The organism is Microbulbifer mixtoriginis (SeqCode) (assembly GCF_052467515.1).
Genome location: NZ_CP174314.1, coordinates 3,597,158 through 3,618,034 on the forward strand (window position 1 = coordinate 3,597,158; position 20,877 = coordinate 3,618,034).

A 20,877-nucleotide genomic window follows, 5' to 3' on the forward strand; every position below is an offset into this window, starting at 1 on the left:
TGTATCATTAAATAGCTAGCTAAGAAGGCCAACTACGTCGATAATATTATCTTTCTGATCGAATTTATTTGCTAATTTTTGAAATTCATTGTGCTTTACAAGTATGCAAAAAATATCTGCATTCATTAATGAGTGATCTAAAGAAACTAGTTCAACATTTTTATTGGAAAGATTTTCAGGTAAAAGTTGGATATTAGGCTCAACAATTTGTAAGTTACAGTCAAGATTTGTTATTCCCTCTGCAATCATTAAAGCAGGACTCTCTCTAAGATCGTCAATGTTTGGCTTAAAGGTAATTCCCAAGCAAGCAACAGTAATATCTCTGCTAGTGTAGCCGGGATTCTTGACTCTTATATTTTTTAAAATAACCTCTAACTGACTCAATACCCATTCAGGTTTACGGTCATTTACATCACGTGCTGTACGAATGAGTCTTGATTCAGCAGGACATGATTGAACAATAAACCAAGGGTCGACTGCTATACAGTGTCCTCCTACGCCAGCACCTGGTTGAAGGATATTGACTCGGGGATGCCTATTAGCAAGAGATATCAATTCCCATGTATTGATATTTAATTTGCTGCAAATAACTGATAGTTCATTTGCGAATGCGATATTTATATCCCTAAAACTATTCTCTGTAAGTTTGCTCATCTCAGCAGTACGTGCTGTAGTTAACAAGCATTCACCTCTAACAAAAATCTTATATAGGCTTTCTGCTGCTTCGGAACATTTTTTTGTTAGGCCACCTATAACACGATCGTTTTCAACAAGTTCATGAAGGACATTCCCAGGCAATACTCTTTCTGGACAATAAGCAATTCTTATATCGGATAACTCTCCATCAGCGTGTGGAAATGTGAGATCAGGGCGTGCTTCGGCAAGCCACTCCGAAATTTTCTCTGTTGTACCTACTGGAGAGGTTGACTCAAGTACAATTAAATCACCAATTTTTAATAAAGGCGCTAGTGATTTCGATGCAGCCTCAATATATCCTAGATCTGCTTTTTTATCTTTAACTTTTGACTCCTCAATAAAAGGAGTAGGAACAGCAATTAAAAATGCATCAGCAGATTGATGTTTAGTCGTTGCATGTAAATATCCGCTAGATACTGCCTTCTGAACAATTTGTTCCAGGCCCGGCTCTATAATATGTATATTGCCTGAGTTGACAATATTTATAGTGTCTTGATTAATGTCAACACCGATTACGTTAATTTTTTGAGTTGCTAGCATAGCAGCTGTTGGTAATCCTATATACCCTAAACCAACTACTGAGATTTTTTCAAAGTTCATAAATATCCCTATTTGAACAAAAGTGTCTTTTTAAAAAAAGCTTTTTAAACTATATATTTTATCTTTGAAAATTTTTTTCAAAATCAGCTAACACATTAATTATTTTATTTGATGCTTGACCATCCCCATATGGATTATGGGCAAAACTCATTTTATTATAGCTGTCTTTATCAGTAAGTAATATAGATGTTTCCTTAATAATAACATCTACTTTTGTTCCTACTAATTTTACAGTTCCGGCTTTAACAGCTTCTGGTCGTTCTGTTGTGTCACGCATTACTAGTACTGGTTTACCTAGCGAAGGAGCTTCCTCCTGAATTCCACCAGAATCTGATAGAATAATGTATGATTTATTCATTAGATAGATAAATGGAAGATAGTCTAAAGGCTCTATCAGGAAAATATTATCTACGTCATTTAATAGTCGATTAACAGGTTCCCTTACATTTGGATTTAAATGTAAGGGATATACTATTTGTACATTTCTATGTGATTTCGCAATTTCCAAAATGGCTTGACAAATACGTTCAAACCCGCCACCAAAGCTTTCGCGTCGATGCCCAGTTAATAAAATTAATTTTTTATTGTCATCAAGGTAATTAAATTCATTATTAAATTTATCATATATCTTCTTATCTTCATCTAATTTTCGTACAACTTCTAACAAGGAATCTATTACTGTATTGCCAGTAACAAATATTTTCTCAGAGCTTACTCCTTCATTTAGAAGGTTTTTCTTTGAATTTTCTGTTGGTGAAAAATGAAGGTCTGCTAAGGCACCTGTTAACTTCCGATTTGCCTCTTCTGGCCATGGAGAAAATAAATTTCCGGTTCGTAGGCCTGCTTCTACATGACCTATGGAGATTTTTGAATAATATGCTGCAAGACTTGTAAAAAAAGTTGTTGCCGTATCACCATGAACTAATACAATATCAGGTTTTGCTTCTTCAAGAATCTTATGCATACCTTGAAGTATTCCTACGCTTATATCAGTTAAGTTCTGACCAGATCTCATTAGATCTAGGTCATAATCAGGAATTAATCCGAATAGATTGAGTACCTGATCTAACATTTCTCTATGTTGAGCTGTTACACAAATTTGAGTATTAAATCTTTGATCAATTATCAGTTTTAAAGCTAATGGTGCCATTTTAATAGCTTCAGGACGAGTTCCAAAAACAATGAGTACCTTCATTTAAAACCTACCTTACAAATACAAGATTCAATTTTTTTCATCTATGATTTGATATTCAAGCTCTCTGCATCGTCTGACATACTTTTCAAGTAAACTTTGAGTTTTTTTTAATTGATTTTTAAACTCTTCATTTAAATTTTTTTTTTCATTATCCGTCTCAGGAAAAAACAATTTATTAGTATCAACATTCAAATCTTTTTTTGTAAGAAAATTTTTCTCTTTTACTGCTTGTACTTCCCTTCCTTCTCGTTTTCCAAATCGGAGATAGTGAATAAGTGGGTTTTCATTTCTCAGAGCTACATCGGGATATTTATTATGGTAACCTACTCCACAAAATAAAGATGATGGACTTCTTCCCATTCTCCACCCATATCGTAGATAATGTTGCTCTGGTGTTATCTCTATACTCTCGACATCTGAATGTTGTGACAAATACCATTCAGGGTCGAATAATATTGAATTTTCAAGTAGCTTCACCTGATACTTCTCATCCATTTTTATACCATTCAAATTGAATATCTAACTTTTTAATTGCCTTACTCAAAAACTAAAAATTACTAAGGGTTTTACATAAAACAATTTCTATAAACTTAAATCATGATCAATAAACTAAATATAAAGTTTTAATTTAAAATATTTAGATAACCTGAGTTCAAACTCTAGAGAAATTAATATAACTGAGGCAACCCTGTTCAACCATTAATAATAGAAAAATCTTATGTTAATTTTGTTGTATTTCATGATATCATTAATGTTTATACGAAATTATGATCTCTTTGTGCGTCATTCAAGATACGCATCAAATATTCACCATATCCACTTTTCATAAATAATTTAGCTTGAACTTCAAGCTCATCAAGTGAGATAAAACCTTTACGAAATGCGACCTCTTCAGGGCATGCAATTTTTAATCCCTGACGACGTTCAATTGTTTGTACGAAGTGTGCCGCTGCGAGCAAATTATCATGCGTTCCAGTATCTAACCATGCAGAACCGCGGCCCATTAACTCTAGACTAAGTTCGCCTCTTTCAAGGTATATTTTATTGAGATCCGTAATCTCCAACTCTCCACGATCACTTGGCCTGATCTCTCTGACTAAATCGCAAACATTATTGTCATATAAGTATAATCCAGTAATAGCATAATTTGATTTGGGTTTATTTGGTTTTTCCTCAACACTTATAACTTTTCCATCTTTATTGAATTCAGCAACTCCATATGCGCTTGGGTCCGCAATCCTATACCCAAAGATTGTTGCTCCTTGAATTCTTGAATTAGCTCTCTTTAAAAGTTCACTAAATTGATGAGCATAAAAAATATTATCTCCAAGAATTAGCGCGCAGGGACTGCTCTCTATATGATCCTGTCCAATTATAAATGCTTCGGCCAAACCATTTGGTGAAAATTGCTTGGCGTAACTTAGATTAATTCCCCACTGAGATCCAGTACCCAAAAGTCCCCTAAACAAACTTTGATCCTGGGGGGTAGTTATAATTAATATTTTTCGTATTCCAGCCAACATTAAAGTTGTTAGCGGATAGTAAATCATGGGCTTGTCATATACTGGCATTAATTGCTTGCTGATACCTTTTGTTAATGGATACAGACGGGTACCAGTACCACCAGCCAGAATAATTCCCCTTCGTTCGGTATCAGTTTCAGCCATAATTCCTCCATCAATTCTTGAAATTAGAAACAGCTAAATTTCTATAGTAGTATTTTAAATATTGTCTTCAAAGAAGTTATTTAAAAATAAGATATTTATGTTGTTTTTCAGAATGATAGTATGGCCGCAGTCCCAACTGCTATACGATATAAAATTTCCGTAACATCTTTAGTTACCTGTAGTTCACTTGAATTAATTTTTGGCATTACCATTATTTCATCCCCAGGACGCAATCTATTTCCAAGTTTATTATCAAAGTCTCTATCATGAACTCGTGTTATCGTCCCGTCTAAATGTAAAATAATCAGTTCGTTACGGTTTGCATTGTTGGCAAATCCACCCGCTAATTCGATATAATCTTCTAATGTATATTTTTTATGATACACAAGTGAAGTTGGAAAAATTACCTCCCCAACTATAGATATGGTTGATGTTTTCAGAGGTACAGTTATTTCATCACCATCTTCAAGTAACATTTTTCCAGCGTCTGGGTTATTAGCAATTACTACCTGCCCTTTTGGAATGACTCTTCGAGCTTTTTTTATGAAATTTTGAATCATTAAAGCGTTATCTTTCTGGGTATCTTTTTCAAGATCAGTTTTCGGTTGACGAGTTAAAACTTCCATTTGTAAAGCATCTAGTGATCTATCCAATGCAACCTGTTGTTTTTCAGCAACACTTTTTCGATATAACTGAATTGAATTTTGATCAGCATTTTCACGAAATTTTAATTTTGTCATCAACATTTCAAGTGTTGCGCCATATGGAAGCACATAAGTAGCGGGGCCATCTAATTCACCAGAAACAATTACTGAAATCGAATGAATATCATTATCGCGGACTAGTTCTACAATTGCGCCTGGGTAAAGGCGTGTTGTCATTGCATTAGTTAAGGGTTGGTAACTTGCTTGTTTGACTCCATCAACTACCTGAGTAATACGAGCAAAATTTGCAAGAGGATCTGGCTTAATAACTAATAACATCTCTCCCAATTGAGTATAAGGACCGATAAATTCTAGTTGAGCCGACTGTTGAACTGCACCTTTAACCGTAACAAATCCTTTTTTTCCACCAACTACTATTACATCACCATTTCGCAGCTGTACGGCAGGCATTATCCCATCTACAATAAAACTATATAAATTAATTTCCTGTATTATTTTGTCCCTTCGAATTATCTTTATATCGACAAAACTACCACTTTGTGAACTTATTCCTTCAGCACTATCCAAATAATACAGAATTGAATCCGAACTAAAACCATTGAATAAACCAGGATTATTTACATACCCTGTCACAAACACTTTAACCGGCTGACTTGCTTCCAAGTTCGCATAGGCTTGTACATTATTTTTAAAAACACGCTTCACATGGCGTAACACAAAATTATTTAAGTCGCCATTTTGTACTCCAGCTACATGAACCGGTCCTACTTCTGGTACAAAAATATTTCCCTTTGGATCAACAGTTAAAGTTGCACTAAAACTATAAGCGCCCCATAATTGAAGATTAATCTGATCCCCAACCGTGATTCTATAGTCCGGGTTGAAACCATTGAATGGCTGATCCTTAAATGTTCCCTGAAATAAAGATTGACCAAAAATTGGTATCTCATTTTTTGGTGTGGGCTGAGAATCTATACCATCTACTAACTGGGTTTCTAATGCAAAAGCCAACCCATGACCCAAAATGATCAGTAAAGTTATTATCAGGGATAAAATATTTTTCTTTACTCTATTAATAGGTATCATGATTCTACAAGGCTTCCTTTATAGCTATTGAATAGCTCAACATATTATATTGTTCGATAATGAAAACTCAGCCTATAAATTTTACATACGATGATCTCGAATACTGGCTGACACCATAATTCCAACACCATATAATAAGAATAAAATCACTGTTAAACTTACTAAATTATATATTTTATGTGGGTACTCAGCCTCCTCTGCCAATGAAGGCCGTGTAATTACTATCAGATGTTTCAACTTACCAGAAGCTTCCATTCTTGCACTTTCCAAAGCTTTTAGTGATGCGGCGTAAGCATCAGTAGCAAATTGTAGATCTAATTCAAGATTCTGAAAGTGTGCACTTAGAGTATTGAGTCGCTGTTCACCTTTCTCGTCACTTATACCAACCAATCGAACTTTCTCTACTTTAATTTGATTTTCTAAGGCGCCAATTTCAGCTTGAATTGATATTATTTGTGATGAATCAGTATTTAAGTAGCTTTTGGCGGCTGTTAGTTTGGCGCGCTCTTCTGCTAATCGCGTCTCTAATCCTTGAATAATACTGCTTATCCCTTTAGTTAACTCTTCGGGGCTAACTAAATTATTACTATTCTGAAAATCTAGGATATCTTGTTTTATATTTCTCAATTTTCTTTGAGAGAGTTCTACTTCATTATTTACGAAGTCAACTTGTTTATTGGCTAGTTGATTACTCAAAGCATTAACGAATAATTCTGATTTTTGTATTACAGTCTCAACAAGAATACGAGCAAAGATCGGTTCATAAGCTTGCATCTCTATTGAAATTATACCATTTGTCTCATCATGACTAACATCTACATGATTTCTATAGTATTCTAAATATTCTTCTTGTGTTGCATCCGAAGACAAACGGGAAAATACGTCATACTGATTACTTTTATAGTAATTTTTTAATCCTAATTCCCTATCCAGATACAAGGCCATATCAAGTGACTGGATATAGTTTACAACTAAAAATGTATCTTGATTATCAACTCCTATACTAGGTATAAGAAAACTAATCCCCGTTGACGATCCTTGAGATGACGCTGTATCTTTAACAATTAATTGTGTAGTACTTACAAAACGATCAGTTACCCAAAATAAATAGTACCCACTCACACAAACGATGGGTACTATTACAATCATAGTAAAACCATAATACCAAGGTAAATGTAATCTATGTTTATTTTTTATTTTTAAACTTTTTGTTTTTGAAGAAATATTCTTACACCAAGAAATAAGTAAATTAAAGTAAATATGTGTTTTATTACTCCACCAGTTTTTATTAAGCACTCTTTTAACATCCATATTTAAACTTTAAGTTTTATCATTTATGAAAATTTATACACTATTTTGGTAAATGCTTATGGCTTCATTTATAGATTGACAAATTCTAACCTTTCCATTTTCAATGTAGATTCCTACCTCACAATTTTTCTTTAAAACTTGAGTAGTATGAGCCACAATAATAAATGATGCTTTTTTTCTTTTTTCTTTAATTATATCTTCACATTTTTTTTTAAAGTGTACGTCCCCAACCGACATAACTTCATCAACTAAATAAACATCAAATTCTAGGGCGATACTTAGGCCAAATGCTAAACGCGCGCGCATTCCAGAGGAGTAACTTTTAATTGGTAAATCAAAATAATTGCCAATTTCAGAAAACTCTTGCACATAATTCATAATTTTACATTTATCTTTTCCCCATACACCATGAATTCCGCAAACAAAAGCCACATTCTCTCTACCGGTCATACTTCCCTGGAACCCGCCAGAGAGCCCCACTGGCCATGAGATTCTCTTATCTGTGATTACTCTACCGGAATCTGGATAATCAATCCCCCCCATAATTCTAAGTAACGTAGACTTACCAACCCCATTGCGCCCTAAAATTCCAATATTCTTGCCCTCAGGAAAGATCGCATTAACATTTTTAAAAAGTGTTTTCCTTTCGTTTTTTGTTTTATACGATTTTGTGAGATTTTCAAGCCTAATCATTGACTACGCACCAAGTCTTTCCAGAAAGCACGATATGTCAGAAGACCTAAAGCAAGCATCATTATTGATGAATATATTAAATATTTAAAATTTGCAAAAATTCCATGATAACTTTTAAATAAACTTTCTCTGGTTAATTCTATGATATGTACTAATGGGTTCCAAACAAGGTAGCTGTGATATTCTGAAGGAATTTGTTCAAGTGAAAAGAATACTCCTGAAATGAAGTAAAGAGGTCTTACAATCAATGGAAGAACTTTAGACATCTCAGGTAATTTCTCACCAATGACCGCTAATGTCAAAGATAACCCAAAAGAAAAGCATAAAAATAAAAAATTCACCTGAAAAAGTAATAAAAAATCTCCAAATTCAGCTCTAATACCAATCCAAGATAATAAAGCTAATAGCGTAAGCATGCATAAGATATAAATAAAAAACTCTAATAATACTCTACTCAAAATTGCATCAAATGGTCGTAACTGACGATAGTTAAATAATCCACGATTTGATGATACAGCAGCAATTCCTTTATAAAAGCAGTGACTAAAAAATAAAAAAGGTGCAATTCCTCCCAACATAAATAAAGTTGTCGGAATACCTGGATAAAAGTTCCTATCAAGGAAATTAAATATTGCTGCCAGCATTAAAATATGAAGAGCTGGCTCAAGTAGTATCCAAGCATAACCCAGTCGCCACTTACCAAACCTTGTATTCATCTCACGAATGAGAAGTGAATAGATCACATCTCTCTGGATCTTCCATATAGTTCGATTAGATGTAGGAATTTTTATGCTCATATACTAGCGACTAGTCTCTTGTACACTCTTATTATTTAGAGTTATGCTAAAGTTATACGTATATATAGCGAATATTCCTGATAATGCCACTTAAAATTTTAAATTGGCGCCATAATTATTAAAGTGTCGTCTTTTGGCTCTTTTTAATGAAAAAATCTATCCTCACTAATTATTTAAAAAAGTTTACTATCATTAATTTCAACATTCATATTAATTTTTATTTTCTTAATCAAATGCTGTGATTACATTGATATTCAATTGAATTGATGTCTGTAAGAATATAACAGACCTTACCTTATATATCTTCCGTGGATTTATTATATCTAGATGTTATGAACAGGAAATAGCAACTGCCAAGGCTTATAATAAATTTTTCATTTTAGAATGATCTTTTATTGTAAGCTTTCCTACATTCAAGCTACCCGCAAACGGGATAGATTATACTAGGAATGAAATATTTATTAAGGTTTATTAATACAGGTTATCTAAGGCCAAATATAACAAATTACATTGAAAAATATTTATATCAGTTTTGATGAAGCACTCTAAGCTTAAAACATAATGAGTCAGACTTTATCTAACAATTACCAATACTTCAGAATGTGTTATGTCACGTCAGATTTGGTTGATACGTTTTCTTTCAGACGGCCTGCCCATCTTCAACTGTTACTATCAATATGCAGCACAACACTTTTAGCTTGATAAGTACGATTAATATTATAATAGATAGACCATTCGTTTAAATTTTTTTCCTCTGTTGACCGATAAATCTTTCGATATAATGATGATTGGTAGAGCTCTTGTAAAATAGTTTTATGGAATCTTCCATCGATACACTGGTTTGTAAATGGCTTGCTGTATATATTTCATTCATACTTAATAGCCGTGTTACACTAGATTGTAACAATATTCTGTTCTACGATCATTCAGGTAACATAAAACTGTAAGATAATGTATGGCATAAAACGGAAATACAATGTCCTTCAGAAAGTCCTAAAAAGTAATTTGTATTTCGATGGTATACAGCTTGCAATAAATTTCTGTTAAAAAAGCATCGATATAGCCTTGCTGTTAAAAATGGCAAACCCCTTAAACTTTCCTACATAGAAGATATCCCGCGAGTCTAGATAGACTGGATGTTTCCCCTCAGGCTCCACCATGATGTCGCTATCTATCCGAAGCCTGATCCTGCTACTCCGTAAGAATTGGCACCTCCTGAGTACCTTGGCTTAAAGCGTCTTTAATCACAATTGAGACTTAGCCAAGCCATGCCACAGCCAGGTATTAAAAACCCCAATAGAGTAAACAAATACACTGCCTTTAGGCAGTTCATTGGAAACGTATAGTTTTCCATAGACAAGCTCTTACAAAAAAGACAAAACGCTAACTTCAATAACATAGTTTGCCTGATTTCTATGGTTGGGTACGAGCAGATTCATCTCAAGAAGAGTATCTACACCAGCAGTTTAAGCATAGAATGTGAAAGTCATTTGATATATTAAGCATATTCCAAGCTTCGTAGATGTTCCCATATCTAATTAAACAATCCGATTTTTAGTTAATGTTACGATCATTAGTAAGGATCATGAGGTTTATCCTTAGTTTGTTTTTAAACGCAAATCAAAACAATAAATTATATTTTTATAGAAGGATCTATCAGATATGGTCTAAAATAATTAAAGTTATTTATATGGCTGCAAGATAATTTTCTTACAGCCTTGAGGAATTGAAATTAATATTATACTTATTATCGGAACATTGGTGCTTCAATATCTTCATTTAAACCGAGAGAGAAATCCTCTCTTTTATGAGTAAGAAATGGGCTATAGTAAGGATCAATACCTGAATGAGTTCTCCATCGATTTTTTAAACATGTAGCTTCTCGTTCAAATCTTGCACGTTTTTCTGGTGTGTTATCAAGGCCACGGCTAATAGATTCATGATGATACATTTCTGCAAAAGGTGTCCAAAGATTACGAAAACCGGCTTTTTGGACCTTCAGGCATAAATCCACATCATTAAAGGCTACCTCAAAATTTTTCTCATCCAACCCTCCAACTTTCTCATAGGTTTCTTTTCGTAGTAATAAACAAGCAGCTGTTACTGCAGAAAAATTTTGGGTGCAAATTAATCGGTTCATATAGCCCATCACACTTTTTTTAAAAAATTTATGCGCATGACCTGCCAGCCCACCAAGTCCAATTACAACCCCAGCATGTTGAATTCGATTATCACTATAATACAGCTTTGCCCCGACACAGCCTATATTTGGACGGCTTGCATGAGCAACCATTTCCTCTAGCCAATTCGATGAAATAACTTCTATATCGTTATTAATCAAACCAATAATTTTTCCATGGGCATGTTTCACCCCGAAATTGTTAATAGCTGAATAATTAAATGGTTGGTCATATTTTATAACTCTTACTTTATTAAAGTTTTTTATGTATTCTAGGTACTCTATTGTCTTTGGGTCTTTACTTTGGTTATCTAGAATTAATATTTCATAATTTTCATATGAAGTCTTTTTGAGAATACTTTCTACACATTGTTTTAGTATCGGTAACATATCCCTAGTAGGAATTAGAAGGGAAACCAATGGATTTTCATTCAGAATCGGCCAACGTACATACAGTGCACCTTGATCTTTTTCATATTCAACTTCAACATTCCTTTGACCTTTATCATTAAAATATCTTTTCAAAATTTTTTTTGAACTTTCCAGGTAAAGATCTTTATTAAAATCACTAAACCTATGGAAGAGAACTCTTGGTATATGAAAAATAGAATCATTGGGTTTCTTTATTTTTTTCAGTATTTGAAGAAGTAAGTTATAATCCCAGGCCATCTCATTCTTCAAGTTACTGAATGAAGAGGCTTCTAATAGTCCAGGAGCAAAAACAACAAATTCACCTATATAATTTATTGAATAGAATAAATCTGGATTCCACGCTGACTTGAAGTTCGGTGAAGACCTTCGGCTAGCACTATTAAGCATGTCTTCATCAGAATAAATAATTTTCGCTTTTGGTTTCTTACGTAAAATGTATTCAAAACAAGAAAGGGCTTTATTAGCAAGGGCCGCCCTAGGGGGGCACATGAGATAGTAGGTATCTTTATTTAAAATTTGTTCAATCGATTGTCTATAATTAACTCTATCAATCAATCTTATTTTTTCATTAAAACCAATTAGAGACTTAATCTTAGAGATTATCTTTCTATCTAGAAATTCCATTGGGATAATGAATAGGTTCCAGTTCTTATATTTTTGAGATGTTATAGAGTATACAGTTCTTTTAATGCTATCTAAATTACTAGACTGGTCGACTGGTATCAAAATGGTAAAGCTAACTTCAGTTAAACCGTCTAGTTTAGGCCAAAGGCTTGGTTCAACTTTTTTTATCCACTCTCTATAGGAAATTCGGACACCATTAGGATTGAAAGTGGAATCATAATATGCCCATCGATAAGTTAATCTTGATGGAACTGAAAGTGACCTGCAAGATAGCCGGGCACGCATTCGATTGCGTGCGAATAACATAGAAACACGAACTAATGTTAATCTCTTAATTATAAAATTGCATTTATTTTGTGCTGGAGAAAACGATAAATTTTCTTCTCCTCTGGCTAACCAAATCAATCGTTTTGCCATACGTCCATTTCGTACGGATAAATTCAACTGTTTAGATTTCCGCCCTGATTTATGATGAATTGTGAAAAAGGTCTCAAGATAGCTTGTATCTGATTCAATCAAAACTTCAACCATATACCAGCCCCTTTCAAGTCTATTCTGCTCTATAGTAAATAGAGGCAGATTTGATATTGATTTCCCAACAATACAACCATTTTTATTTGTCTCGGTTAATATATCCTGGGAAGGGCGAAGTAATGGGCGTAAATCCAGTCTTGTTAAATGGGGAATATTATTAGTTAGGCGCTTAGCTAATTTATACATCTTTATGAGCCCCATTTATATATTTCATTGTCTTAGTTAAATTAAAAATCTATTTTAAATTATTTTATTCTTATTGTCTGCCTTAAAGTCATGTATTTTGTACAGAAAAAAATATAATCAAAGGGTAAGAATATTTTAATTGAGTGTCTTTAGACCACTTTTCTATCCATTGACCCTGACTTACTATTATTTCTTCACGCTCTTTATCATTTAATCCAGCCCATTTTTTTTCAATTTCATCTTCTAGGCGATAGCCAACTATTGGTGCTCTAATAACAAAGCGACCATTAGTTTGCGCCAGTAGATAATTTGGACGTACCTGATTGAGTATAGTAACATCTATATTTCCAGCTGAATGAATAAATATTACTTCAGAAAAAATTCTAGAAACATAATCCAGCATTGTATAGCTAGATGAAGATCCAAAAATCAAACACTTGGCAGAAACCAAGGCCTCTTTATTTTGAGTAATCAGGACCCGCCCCATATTAGGTAAATGGTTATCATAATGAACCCATTGACGATATGAAATACCACTAGGTATCAACTCGCGAGCAGTCCGCCTCGGAAATATCTTATTTCCTAAATCTCCCGCTCTAACAGCCTCTCTAAATTTATCATCTGAAAATAAACTCGCGACTGCTACGGTATCCAAACCTAGAACTTCTAAAGCAGCTAATAAACCACATTGTGCACCTTTGTGAGTCCAGTGGGTATCACATACACGAAAAACTCTATCCTTTGATGCTTGCATTCTCTTCACTGGATGCACAACATTATGCTTTTTATCTGCCAATTTCTCCACTTGCTCTACGGGGGTCGTTGACCCTTTTCGATGAGGATAATAGTCTGACATCACCATTTCTTTACTTGGTGCTATCAATACTGAATGAGCAGAGAGATATTCCTCTGCTAACTTACTTAAAGAATCCAAATAATCATACCAAGCCCGCTTTTCACGCCAATCTAATAATAATTTTCCAGTAAATTGTTCGACACTCTGATTGGTATCATTATCAAGAAAGAGCCAACCATCAAGCCCTTCAATAATCTTTAAACTCCCCTCTATGATAATTTGCATTGTGTCATAGTCACATTTATTATTTTCAAACCCAAAAAAGCAAGTATCACTATTTAACGGTACAGCTGCACGAAATCCACAATATAATCGTGGATGTCCCTTTGACTCTTCATTTAAAACTCTTCTTATGACATCTGGCCTTGATAGATTTATCTTTAAATAATATTTCTTTGAATTCAATCTTATATAAGGTCTAATTGTAGCGCCTTCTTTAGCCAGAACCCAACCTTGGAAAATTAAACCACTTCCCAAAAGAGTTTCAGCATCATAGGTCTGTTCACGACGCGGATAATCCATACACCACCGGAAGACTTCCGGGCAACTATTCGAGAGTGGTATTATTGAAATTTGATACATATTTTAGTTTTTAACAACGCTTTACTAACTCTAAAAAACCAATACTAATTATTCTCGTATAAGTTCGTGATCTGTTATTAATGCTAGCGCTCTTTTGAGTTGACGAAGCATAACAGCCTCACAGAAATGCTGTTCCACTCTCTGCCTACCTCTCTTCCCCATACGTAAGCGTAATTCTCTATTTACTACTAATTTATTAATTCTATCTGCTACTTCATCAATATTGCCAAAAGGCACCAAAAATCCGGTGTCATTATCTCGAACAAGCTCAGGTATAGCCCCACGATGATAGGCAACCACAGGAAGTTCAGAAGCCATAGCTTCCAATACCGTTCGACCAAATGACTCATGAAAGTGGGAAAGATTGACCACAATATCAGCCTGGGCCAAGGCCTTTTGCGGGCTGGTAGCATAACCAACGAATTTAAGGTTCTTAGTAATTAGTCCCCGATTTTGACTGACTTGTAGGTCTTTAATATAATCATTCTCTGGACCTATTAATATACAGACAGCAGGAATAGCTTTATTTTCAAGTCTCCTTGCCAAATCTACAAAATCTGATAAACCTTTCTTGGGTAAATTACTACTTATTAATACTACCCGAACAATCCTCTCATTCGAACTGTCTGCCTCAATAGATAACTTGTATTGATTTGTATTTACAATATTCGGTACTACTACCGTATTAACTGCGCCTAGTTCACTCTTAACAGATTCCGAGTTTACTAACACTATATCAGCTAGTGACTTAACATGAGAAATAATATTCAATGCATCAGTTTCTAACAATTTGCAAAGAGCTATATCATGTTGTGGTAATTCACGTACATGAACTAAGGTTGGTACCTTCTGAGCTCTTGCCGCTAATAGAGGCTCATTAAGTACAAGTGTATTGGTATAGACTGCCTTGATATTGAATCGAGTTATCAGTGCCTCAAATTGTCTTAAGGTGACATGGTTTGCTGGCCGGTCAAATTTCCACCAGCCATAAGGGAGAATTACCACTCGCCAAGCATAATCCCTAATTTGTCCAACATAAAAACTATTGAGAGCACTTGGTAGCGCTACAATAAGATTAACATTCAATTTGTTTAAAGTAGACAACACATCGAGGAAGCTTCTTTCTGCCCCGTACAACAACTCACCAGCTTGATGTGCACACAGAAGTATATTCAAAGACTTCGGTCGATATTCTTGTTTCCCTGAAATCTCTGGTAGAGGCTCAAATTGACTTTCAATACCTATTGTCAAATAGTGATAAAGTGCTGGTATATTATCTTTACCGGACTCCATATATTTGTATCTATAACCAGATTCACTAAAATCTGGACCTGGATCCCTTCCCTCTGAAGCACCGACGGTCCAATAATGCTCGAATAAGTCTTCGGATAAATTCTGCAAATCTGGGTACATTTCTAAGTACCATGATTGATTGAAACGTCCTGATTGCTGCACGATATCCATAGGATTTGGCTTCAATACTTTGTTCGCATTAAGACATAAAGCCTTAGGTGCTAAAAATGGACGGTGCTTTGGACTTGACGGCAAATAAAGATCTCCCATCTCCATAGCTTCTGAGTGCCAACGCCTTGCAGCATCTTCATAATCCTTACGAAGCCCAACAAAACGTGTGCTAACGTGTGTTTCACTATTTTGACTCAGGGAGTTGTTTGTAATGCGGCCAAAACTAAGTGGTATATTTGGTAACACTTCAACTAAAGCTTCCTCACCAAAAACCTTTAGTAACCTATAGTAATATTCAGTATCAGCATTTACAGACACTCTGTCCCAATAGCCGATAGTATCTATTACCGAGCGACGTACCATCAATGAAGAAATATTGCGATGTACCCAACTCTCATCTGGAAACCAACGAGAAAAGTATAGATTGCTGTTAGCGCGCACCCAATGTGAAATAGAACCCTGTGCATTTTCTGATTGAAGTAAAGCTTTGGCCTGTATTTCTATCTTTTGAGGATGAGACCAGTCATCACTGTCGTGAGTGGTTATCAAGTCGCCTGTCGCACTCTCCAAAGCAGTATTACGAGCACCATAAGAACCTTGATTCTTTTGATGACGAATTAGATGAAGCTCTAACCCAGGACGAAAATGACTACATCTTAAATACGAATTTAGTATTCGCCAAGTCCCATCCGTACTCGCATCGTCAACGATTATAACCTCTAGATTACGCCAAGTTTGATTACATAGTGATGTTAACGCTGTAATCAATGTATCCTCAGAGTTGTAAGTAGGTACAATAACCGAAACTTTCGGATCAGACTCCCCACCTACAATAGTAATCGGTAAAGTAGGAGTTATGGTATCCAAGCCTAATAGACCGTCACCAGTATTGGTCAAACTACACAACTCGTATCGAGTAAGAAAACTATTGATCAATTCCAGGCGCTGATAATTAAGCTGACTACTTGACCGAGTACCATCTAATCGACTTAGTAAATTAGATTTGGCTAGCTTCAAATCAACGCACTCACCAAAACGCTGGGCTAATATGTCAAGCTCATTTTGAGCAATATCCAAATGTCCACATCGAAGTGCAGCCTCCAACATAAGTAAGTTTGGACCAGCATGAGCTGGATAGGAAAGTCCTTTCTCATGAAAACGCAGTAAAATATTTAACACTTTCTGCCAGTCATTTTTTACTGCGTACCAACGGGAGGTAACCCATGCTGCATAGTGACGCTCTAGCTTAGTGGCATCCGGTGTATCTATAAGGCCAATCAGCCTTGGTAATAAGAGTTTGTTCCCCTCGCGCCACAGGTGATATTCCCAAGCAAGAGCGCGATTATTATATGGTAATCTACCTTCAAATTGTCCATGATTAATATAGTGTAAAAGAGGATCTATTCCCGAAGCAGCAACATCAGTATAGGTCTTTAAATACCACTCAGGATCAAAGTTCTCTATGCATGGTACAGTATCCTTAACATTAGTAAAATTTTTTTTGCGCCTATTCTTATACCAACGCAAAAGATGCTTCAATCTCAACATTTTTTTAATCCATTCAATAGGGTAGGGGCTCGCGCCCTTCCTTTCGACCCATGGATATATAATGTAATAATGGGTTAAAGCCACTATCTTTAACGTCTAAATTAGTATCCAAGTACCATTGACTATCAAATCCAGGTCCAGGATTACGCCCCTCAAATGCACCATGTTTTAGGTAATGTAAGGCTGGATCTCTTGCTGCATCTTCATTACATGCTACATCAGGATAATTTCTTAGGTACCATTCTTCATTAAAAAAACCTGATTTAATGATTTCTTGTAATTCTTTTCTTTGCCTATGTTTTTGTTTTAAACCTTTACCCAAAATCTTGGCTACTGAAAAGGTACGTTCATTGAATGTGAGATTATTAGTTAATATAGCCTTACCATCAGGATCTAAATTTTTTTTACGTAGTTCTTTAATTTGAAGTTCTTTTTCTTCAAGTAGGCTTGTCAACAAAGACAACTCTCTAAACCTTTCATCAACAGATTTTTTTTCTTCTAAAAGATCATCTCTCAGAGATTGAATTTGCACCTGGAGTAATTTCTTCTCTTGGTTTAGGTTATCACGTTCATTTTTAACAAGCTTTAAGTCCTGTTCAATTTCCTTATATCTAGAATTAAGTTCTGTGTTTACTTTATCTGAATCATGCTTAGCTTTCCTCATCTGTTCTAAATTGGACTCATGGGTTTTTAACTGTGATTCAAGGCTAGTAATATTTTTTTCTAATTTATGAATACTTTCTGCAGACTTAAGATGTCTGTCTTTTTGCAACTCTTGCTGTTCAGTTTCCTGTTTCCTCATCTTCTCAAGTAACTGTGTGAGGGTGGCCAGCTCCTCAAAACGTACTTTAAGGGCTATATCTTTTTCAACGAGCTCCTTGTCTTTTTGTCGTATCTGCGAGTTCAAATTATTTTTCTCAATCTCCAGATTTCTAAAATTTTGTTCAACCTCTAACTCTCGCTGTTTTATACGTTGGCTAAAATCAGTAAGCTCCTTCCTTTGTAAATTAAGCTCAGCGTTAGCACCTGCATACTCCGCACTCAATTTTTTTAATTTATCTTTTTTAGATAAAAGATTTATCTCTAGGGATTTTACTTTTTGTTGATATTTTTTCGCCTGCAGTACATCAATATAGGTTTGCCCTAATCTCGCGAAGTTATCGCGAACAACTTGCCAGGAAGAGTTATTCTCGTCACGATCAAATAAATTTATCAGTGTCGAACTTATCTCATCTCCTATAGAGATAACACCCAGCCCTTCCCCATGGTATAAAGAAAAATTGGTATATTCCTCTTTTAACAACTCAAAAATTCGGAAAGTCTGACACCCTGGATTCTTTTTAGAGATTCCTGGCACCAGTACAATACTTCGTGGGGACAATTTAGATTTCCAGTGTGCTACTGTACTCTCAAGATCATGTTCATCCGTTGGTATAAAAAGTAGCAAGTCAATACTGCCATCTGAAAATTGACTTGCAACATCAGACATTGAACTTTCAAGAATATATGAGAATGTATTATAATATTGGCTATTGTAATCTTGACATTCGTAATTTAAGCCATCAGATGTTTCATTCTGTACATCGATACTCAAATAGCAACTAGCCTTTAGGCGAAGGTGTTTTATCGCTTGACAGAGTGCGAAGTGTGCCACATCTGAGGTGGCCCCTAAAGAAACTGCCTTCCGTGGCTGATGTGCCTCAATCAGCCAAAACAAAAAAGGTAAATGCTCTAACCACTTTGAAGGTCGAAGATAATCCGGTCGCCAAAAAATTGAACTATGGGCTAGAGATTTGATAGCTGGTTTTTTAGCCAAGTTTTTTGATATTTTTTTTTGCTTTTTAGTCGACATCTGAAATTTCTCAAATTATATTTAGGTAAAAGCACAGCATTAAATATTGCTAAAAATACACTTCAACTCTACTCAAATATTTTTTTGTCATAGCATTGATTTTATATAAAATAATTCTACTTTTTGAACTACTCGATTTTCAATCTAACTTCTAGAGTTTTATCCAAACCACCAAGCAACACTCTATTGCATTTAGAAAATTGGCCATATTTTTTTGAGAAAATTGAGTTGGTACTCAATTCATTTGAAGACCAACCACGCATTATCCTTTTTGACTCCGACTGGTCAGAGCTAATAACCAGTCTGAAATTAGTAAATTCAATCTTGACTCCCTTGTTTGATAAAGTTATATCACGATCACCAATGATCCAGTTAGAGGATAAATCTTGGTCATCGCATTCATCCCTCACAATCAATAACCCGTTATTTAGGTTAGAGTAATCAATTTCCCTCATAACCTTAATACCATATCCATAGCTTATACCACTCAGCACTTTTTTATTTGCCTCATGGATTAACTTCGGAGGTAAAGACAACTTTGACCTTTCTCGGATGAATGGACGATTAATGACTGGCATTGTGTGAGCATGAACGGATCTTAGGTATTTTCTTTTAGGGTTTTTTTCATCATGTAAACCAAGTCCACCATCACCTAAAAGTGTCTCACCATCTACATTAAGATAAATCATCAGATCATCATCATGACGATGGTAATTAGAGTCATGGCAGCATTTAAATATCAGGGTGAACGAGTGCTTCTTTTTGATTTTACCCTTAACTATTAGGTAACCTGAAGAAGAATAGTCGTAGACTCTATATCCCTCTTCAGGAATTTCATCATCAACAAGCCCTTTGTCCTCACTTCGAGTATCTCCAATTATCGGGAGATAACCATTAGGTAAGGTTATTGCTTTAAGAAAGGACTCTGCCTTCGCTATGTAGTGCTCCCCTAATTTCGTTACTTTATCTTCTCCAAACACTGATAGCGAAGTTAGCTGCCTTAATCTTCCGAGCATTGCTTTCTGATAGCCAGGACTATTCTCTTTATGAACACCTTCAACAGTGAAAGCAAAAGTCACCTCATTTTCTAAACGCTCACGATTAATCCTACGATAGGGTTCAAAATCATCATGTGTGAACATTAAGCATACTGTTAGTCCAATCATAGCCTGATCAAATCCATGATTGGTATGAATGGAGTAATTCTTATCATCTTGCAACCAGTCAAGATGCTCAAAAACTAGATCTTCTAACCAATTCACTTTAACATCAGCACCAACTGGTAACTCTGCAACTTGACAAAATATAAACCAGTTAACTAAGTTTTTAAGTCGAAAAGCCGATGCATGATCGTGCCAAACTAATGGAGAATCTTTGTTGTCTTTCCCATTGTTTATCCAACATAAAATTGCTTTAAGACATAAAGAAAAATATTCTAATCTTTCCTCTTTGGTTTGTACCTTATAACTATTAATATACCAATTCAGAAATGGTAATGCCTGCAATTGCCACCACCAATTGCGGTCACATTTAACACTGTTCCAGTCGAAATTTAAAACATCTAGATCCACATCAGAAAAACTATTGGCTTCATATTTTCTTTCCGAAAATAATTTCTTCAGCTTGTTGTAGTCCGTCTGATTCCTGCTAAATATATTTTTATCAATATATAGTTTTGTTTCTGAAGCAATACCCATTTTCAGATTATTGATAGACATCTTGCTGCAAACTCTTTCTTTCAATTTTCTCTAGAATTTATATTTAACACACAACCTTAATCATAAGGAATATTAATTAAACAACCTTAATAACAAAAAAATCTTCCTATTATATTTTCATTCAAAACCTGATGCACCTAATACTAGTGCGTCATATATTAGTCATCCCTAGAAATTATTAAAGACTTAAAT

13 protein-coding genes are annotated in these 20,877 nt (G+C 34.9%); all 13 read right to left on the reverse strand.

All coding sequences use genetic code 11. The features are described 5' to 3' along the window. Positions 1-15: 15 nt before the first annotated feature. Positions 16-1,296, reverse strand: coding sequence for a UDP-N-acetyl-D-mannosamine dehydrogenase (gene wecC, locus ACJJIT_RS15505; RefSeq protein WP_444898966.1), 1,281 nt, complete (start codon positions 1,294-1,296; stop codon positions 16-18). Between the two features lie 58 nt (positions 1,297-1,354). Continuing rightward, the gene (gene wecB, locus ACJJIT_RS15510; RefSeq protein WP_444898967.1) at positions 1,355-2,491 is read right to left on the reverse strand and encodes a non-hydrolyzing UDP-N-acetylglucosamine 2-epimerase; all 1,137 of its coding nucleotides are present in this window, start codon (positions 2,489-2,491) and stop codon (positions 1,355-1,357) included. 27 nt (positions 2,492-2,518) lie between these two features. Continuing rightward, positions 2,519-2,986 carry a hypothetical protein gene (locus tag ACJJIT_RS15515; RefSeq protein ID WP_444898968.1) on the reverse strand — a complete coding sequence of 156 codons (468 nt, stop codon included), beginning with the start codon at positions 2,984-2,986 and terminating at the stop codon, positions 2,519-2,521. 260 nt (positions 2,987-3,246) lie between these two features. Continuing rightward, on the reverse strand, positions 3,247-4,158 hold the full coding sequence (rfbA, locus tag ACJJIT_RS15520) for a glucose-1-phosphate thymidylyltransferase RfbA (RefSeq protein WP_444891161.1): 912 nt from the start codon (positions 4,156-4,158) through the stop codon (positions 3,247-3,249). Between the two features lie 107 nt (positions 4,159-4,265). Continuing rightward, positions 4,266-5,909, reverse strand: coding sequence for a polysaccharide biosynthesis/export family protein (locus ACJJIT_RS15525; RefSeq protein ID WP_444898969.1), 1,644 nt, complete (start codon positions 5,907-5,909; stop codon positions 4,266-4,268). Positions 5,910-5,990: 81 nt separating this feature from the next. Next, positions 5,991-7,220, reverse strand: a complete 1,230-nt coding sequence (locus ACJJIT_RS15530) for a hypothetical protein (protein WP_444898970.1) — start codon at positions 7,218-7,220, stop codon at positions 5,991-5,993. A 33-nt stretch (positions 7,221-7,253) separates the two neighbouring features. Continuing rightward, complete coding sequence (locus ACJJIT_RS15535; RefSeq protein ID WP_252084739.1) at positions 7,254-7,913, reverse strand: ABC transporter ATP-binding protein; 660 nt, start codon at positions 7,911-7,913, stop codon at positions 7,254-7,256. Continuing rightward, positions 7,910-8,656: an ABC transporter permease gene (locus tag ACJJIT_RS15540; protein WP_444898971.1), complete on the reverse strand. Its 747-nt coding sequence runs from the start codon at positions 8,654-8,656 to the stop codon at positions 7,910-7,912. Before ACJJIT_RS15540 ends, ACJJIT_RS15535 begins: the two co-directional genes overlap by 4 nt. A 1,801-nt stretch (positions 8,657-10,457) precedes the next feature. Next, positions 10,458-12,665, reverse strand: a complete 2,208-nt coding sequence (locus ACJJIT_RS15545) for a glycosyltransferase family 2 protein (RefSeq protein ID WP_444898972.1) — start codon at positions 12,663-12,665, stop codon at positions 10,458-10,460. Positions 12,666-12,753: 88 nt separating this feature from the next. After that, positions 12,754-14,043 (reverse strand): hypothetical protein, encoded by a 1,290-nt coding sequence (locus ACJJIT_RS15550; RefSeq protein WP_444898973.1) that lies wholly within the window; start codon positions 14,041-14,043, stop codon positions 12,754-12,756. Between the two features lie 108 nt (positions 14,044-14,151). Beyond that, positions 14,152-17,115 carry a glycosyltransferase gene (locus ACJJIT_RS15555; protein ID WP_444898974.1) on the reverse strand — a complete coding sequence of 988 codons (2,964 nt, stop codon included), beginning with the start codon at positions 17,113-17,115 and terminating at the stop codon, positions 14,152-14,154. A 13-nt stretch (positions 17,116-17,128) separates the two neighbouring features. Then, the gene (locus ACJJIT_RS15560) at positions 17,129-18,967 is read right to left on the reverse strand and encodes a hypothetical protein (RefSeq protein ID WP_444898975.1); all 1,839 of its coding nucleotides are present in this window, start codon (positions 18,965-18,967) and stop codon (positions 17,129-17,131) included. 128 nt (positions 18,968-19,095) lie between these two features. Further along, entirely contained in the window at positions 19,096-20,685 is a 1,590-nt protein-coding gene (locus ACJJIT_RS15565; protein WP_444898976.1) for a heparinase II/III family protein, read from the reverse strand. Positions 20,686-20,877: the final 192 nt, after the last annotated feature.

What these genes read in the sequence shown, in the direction of transcription:
- wecC (WP_444898966.1), bottom strand. Translation starts at nt 1,296, where the DNA reads ATGAACTTTGAAAAAATCTCAGTAGTTGGTTTAGGGTATATAGGATTA.
- wecB (WP_444898967.1), bottom strand. Translation starts at nt 2,491, where the DNA reads ATGAAGGTACTCATTGTTTTTGGAACTCGTCCTGAAGCTATTAAAATG.
- ACJJIT_RS15515 (WP_444898968.1), bottom strand. Translation starts at nt 2,986, where the DNA reads ATGGATGAGAAGTATCAGGTGAAGCTACTTGAAAATTCAATATTATTC.
- rfbA (WP_444891161.1), bottom strand. Translation starts at nt 4,158, where the DNA reads ATGGCTGAAACTGATACCGAACGAAGGGGAATTATTCTGGCTGGTGGT.
- ACJJIT_RS15525 (WP_444898969.1), bottom strand. Translation starts at nt 5,909, where the DNA reads ATGATACCTATTAATAGAGTAAAGAAAAATATTTTATCCCTGATAATA.
- ACJJIT_RS15530 (WP_444898970.1), bottom strand. Translation starts at nt 7,220, where the DNA reads ATGGATGTTAAAAGAGTGCTTAATAAAAACTGGTGGAGTAATAAAACA.
- ACJJIT_RS15535 (WP_252084739.1), bottom strand. Translation starts at nt 7,913, where the DNA reads ATGATTAGGCTTGAAAATCTCACAAAATCGTATAAAACAAAAAACGAA.
- ACJJIT_RS15545 (WP_444898972.1), bottom strand. Translation starts at nt 12,665, where the DNA reads ATGTATAAATTAGCTAAGCGCCTAACTAATAATATTCCCCATTTAACA.
- ACJJIT_RS15550 (WP_444898973.1), bottom strand. Translation starts at nt 14,043, where the DNA reads ATGGATTATCCGCGTCGTGAACAGACCTATGATGCTGAAACTCTTTTG.
- ACJJIT_RS15555 (WP_444898974.1), bottom strand. Translation starts at nt 17,115, where the DNA reads ATGTTGAGATTGAAGCATCTTTTGCGTTGGTATAAGAATAGGCGCAAA.
- ACJJIT_RS15560 (WP_444898975.1), bottom strand. Translation starts at nt 18,967, where the DNA reads ATGTCGACTAAAAAGCAAAAAAAAATATCAAAAAACTTGGCTAAAAAA.
- ACJJIT_RS15565 (WP_444898976.1), bottom strand. Translation starts at nt 20,685, where the DNA reads ATGTCTATCAATAATCTGAAAATGGGTATTGCTTCAGAAACAAAACTA.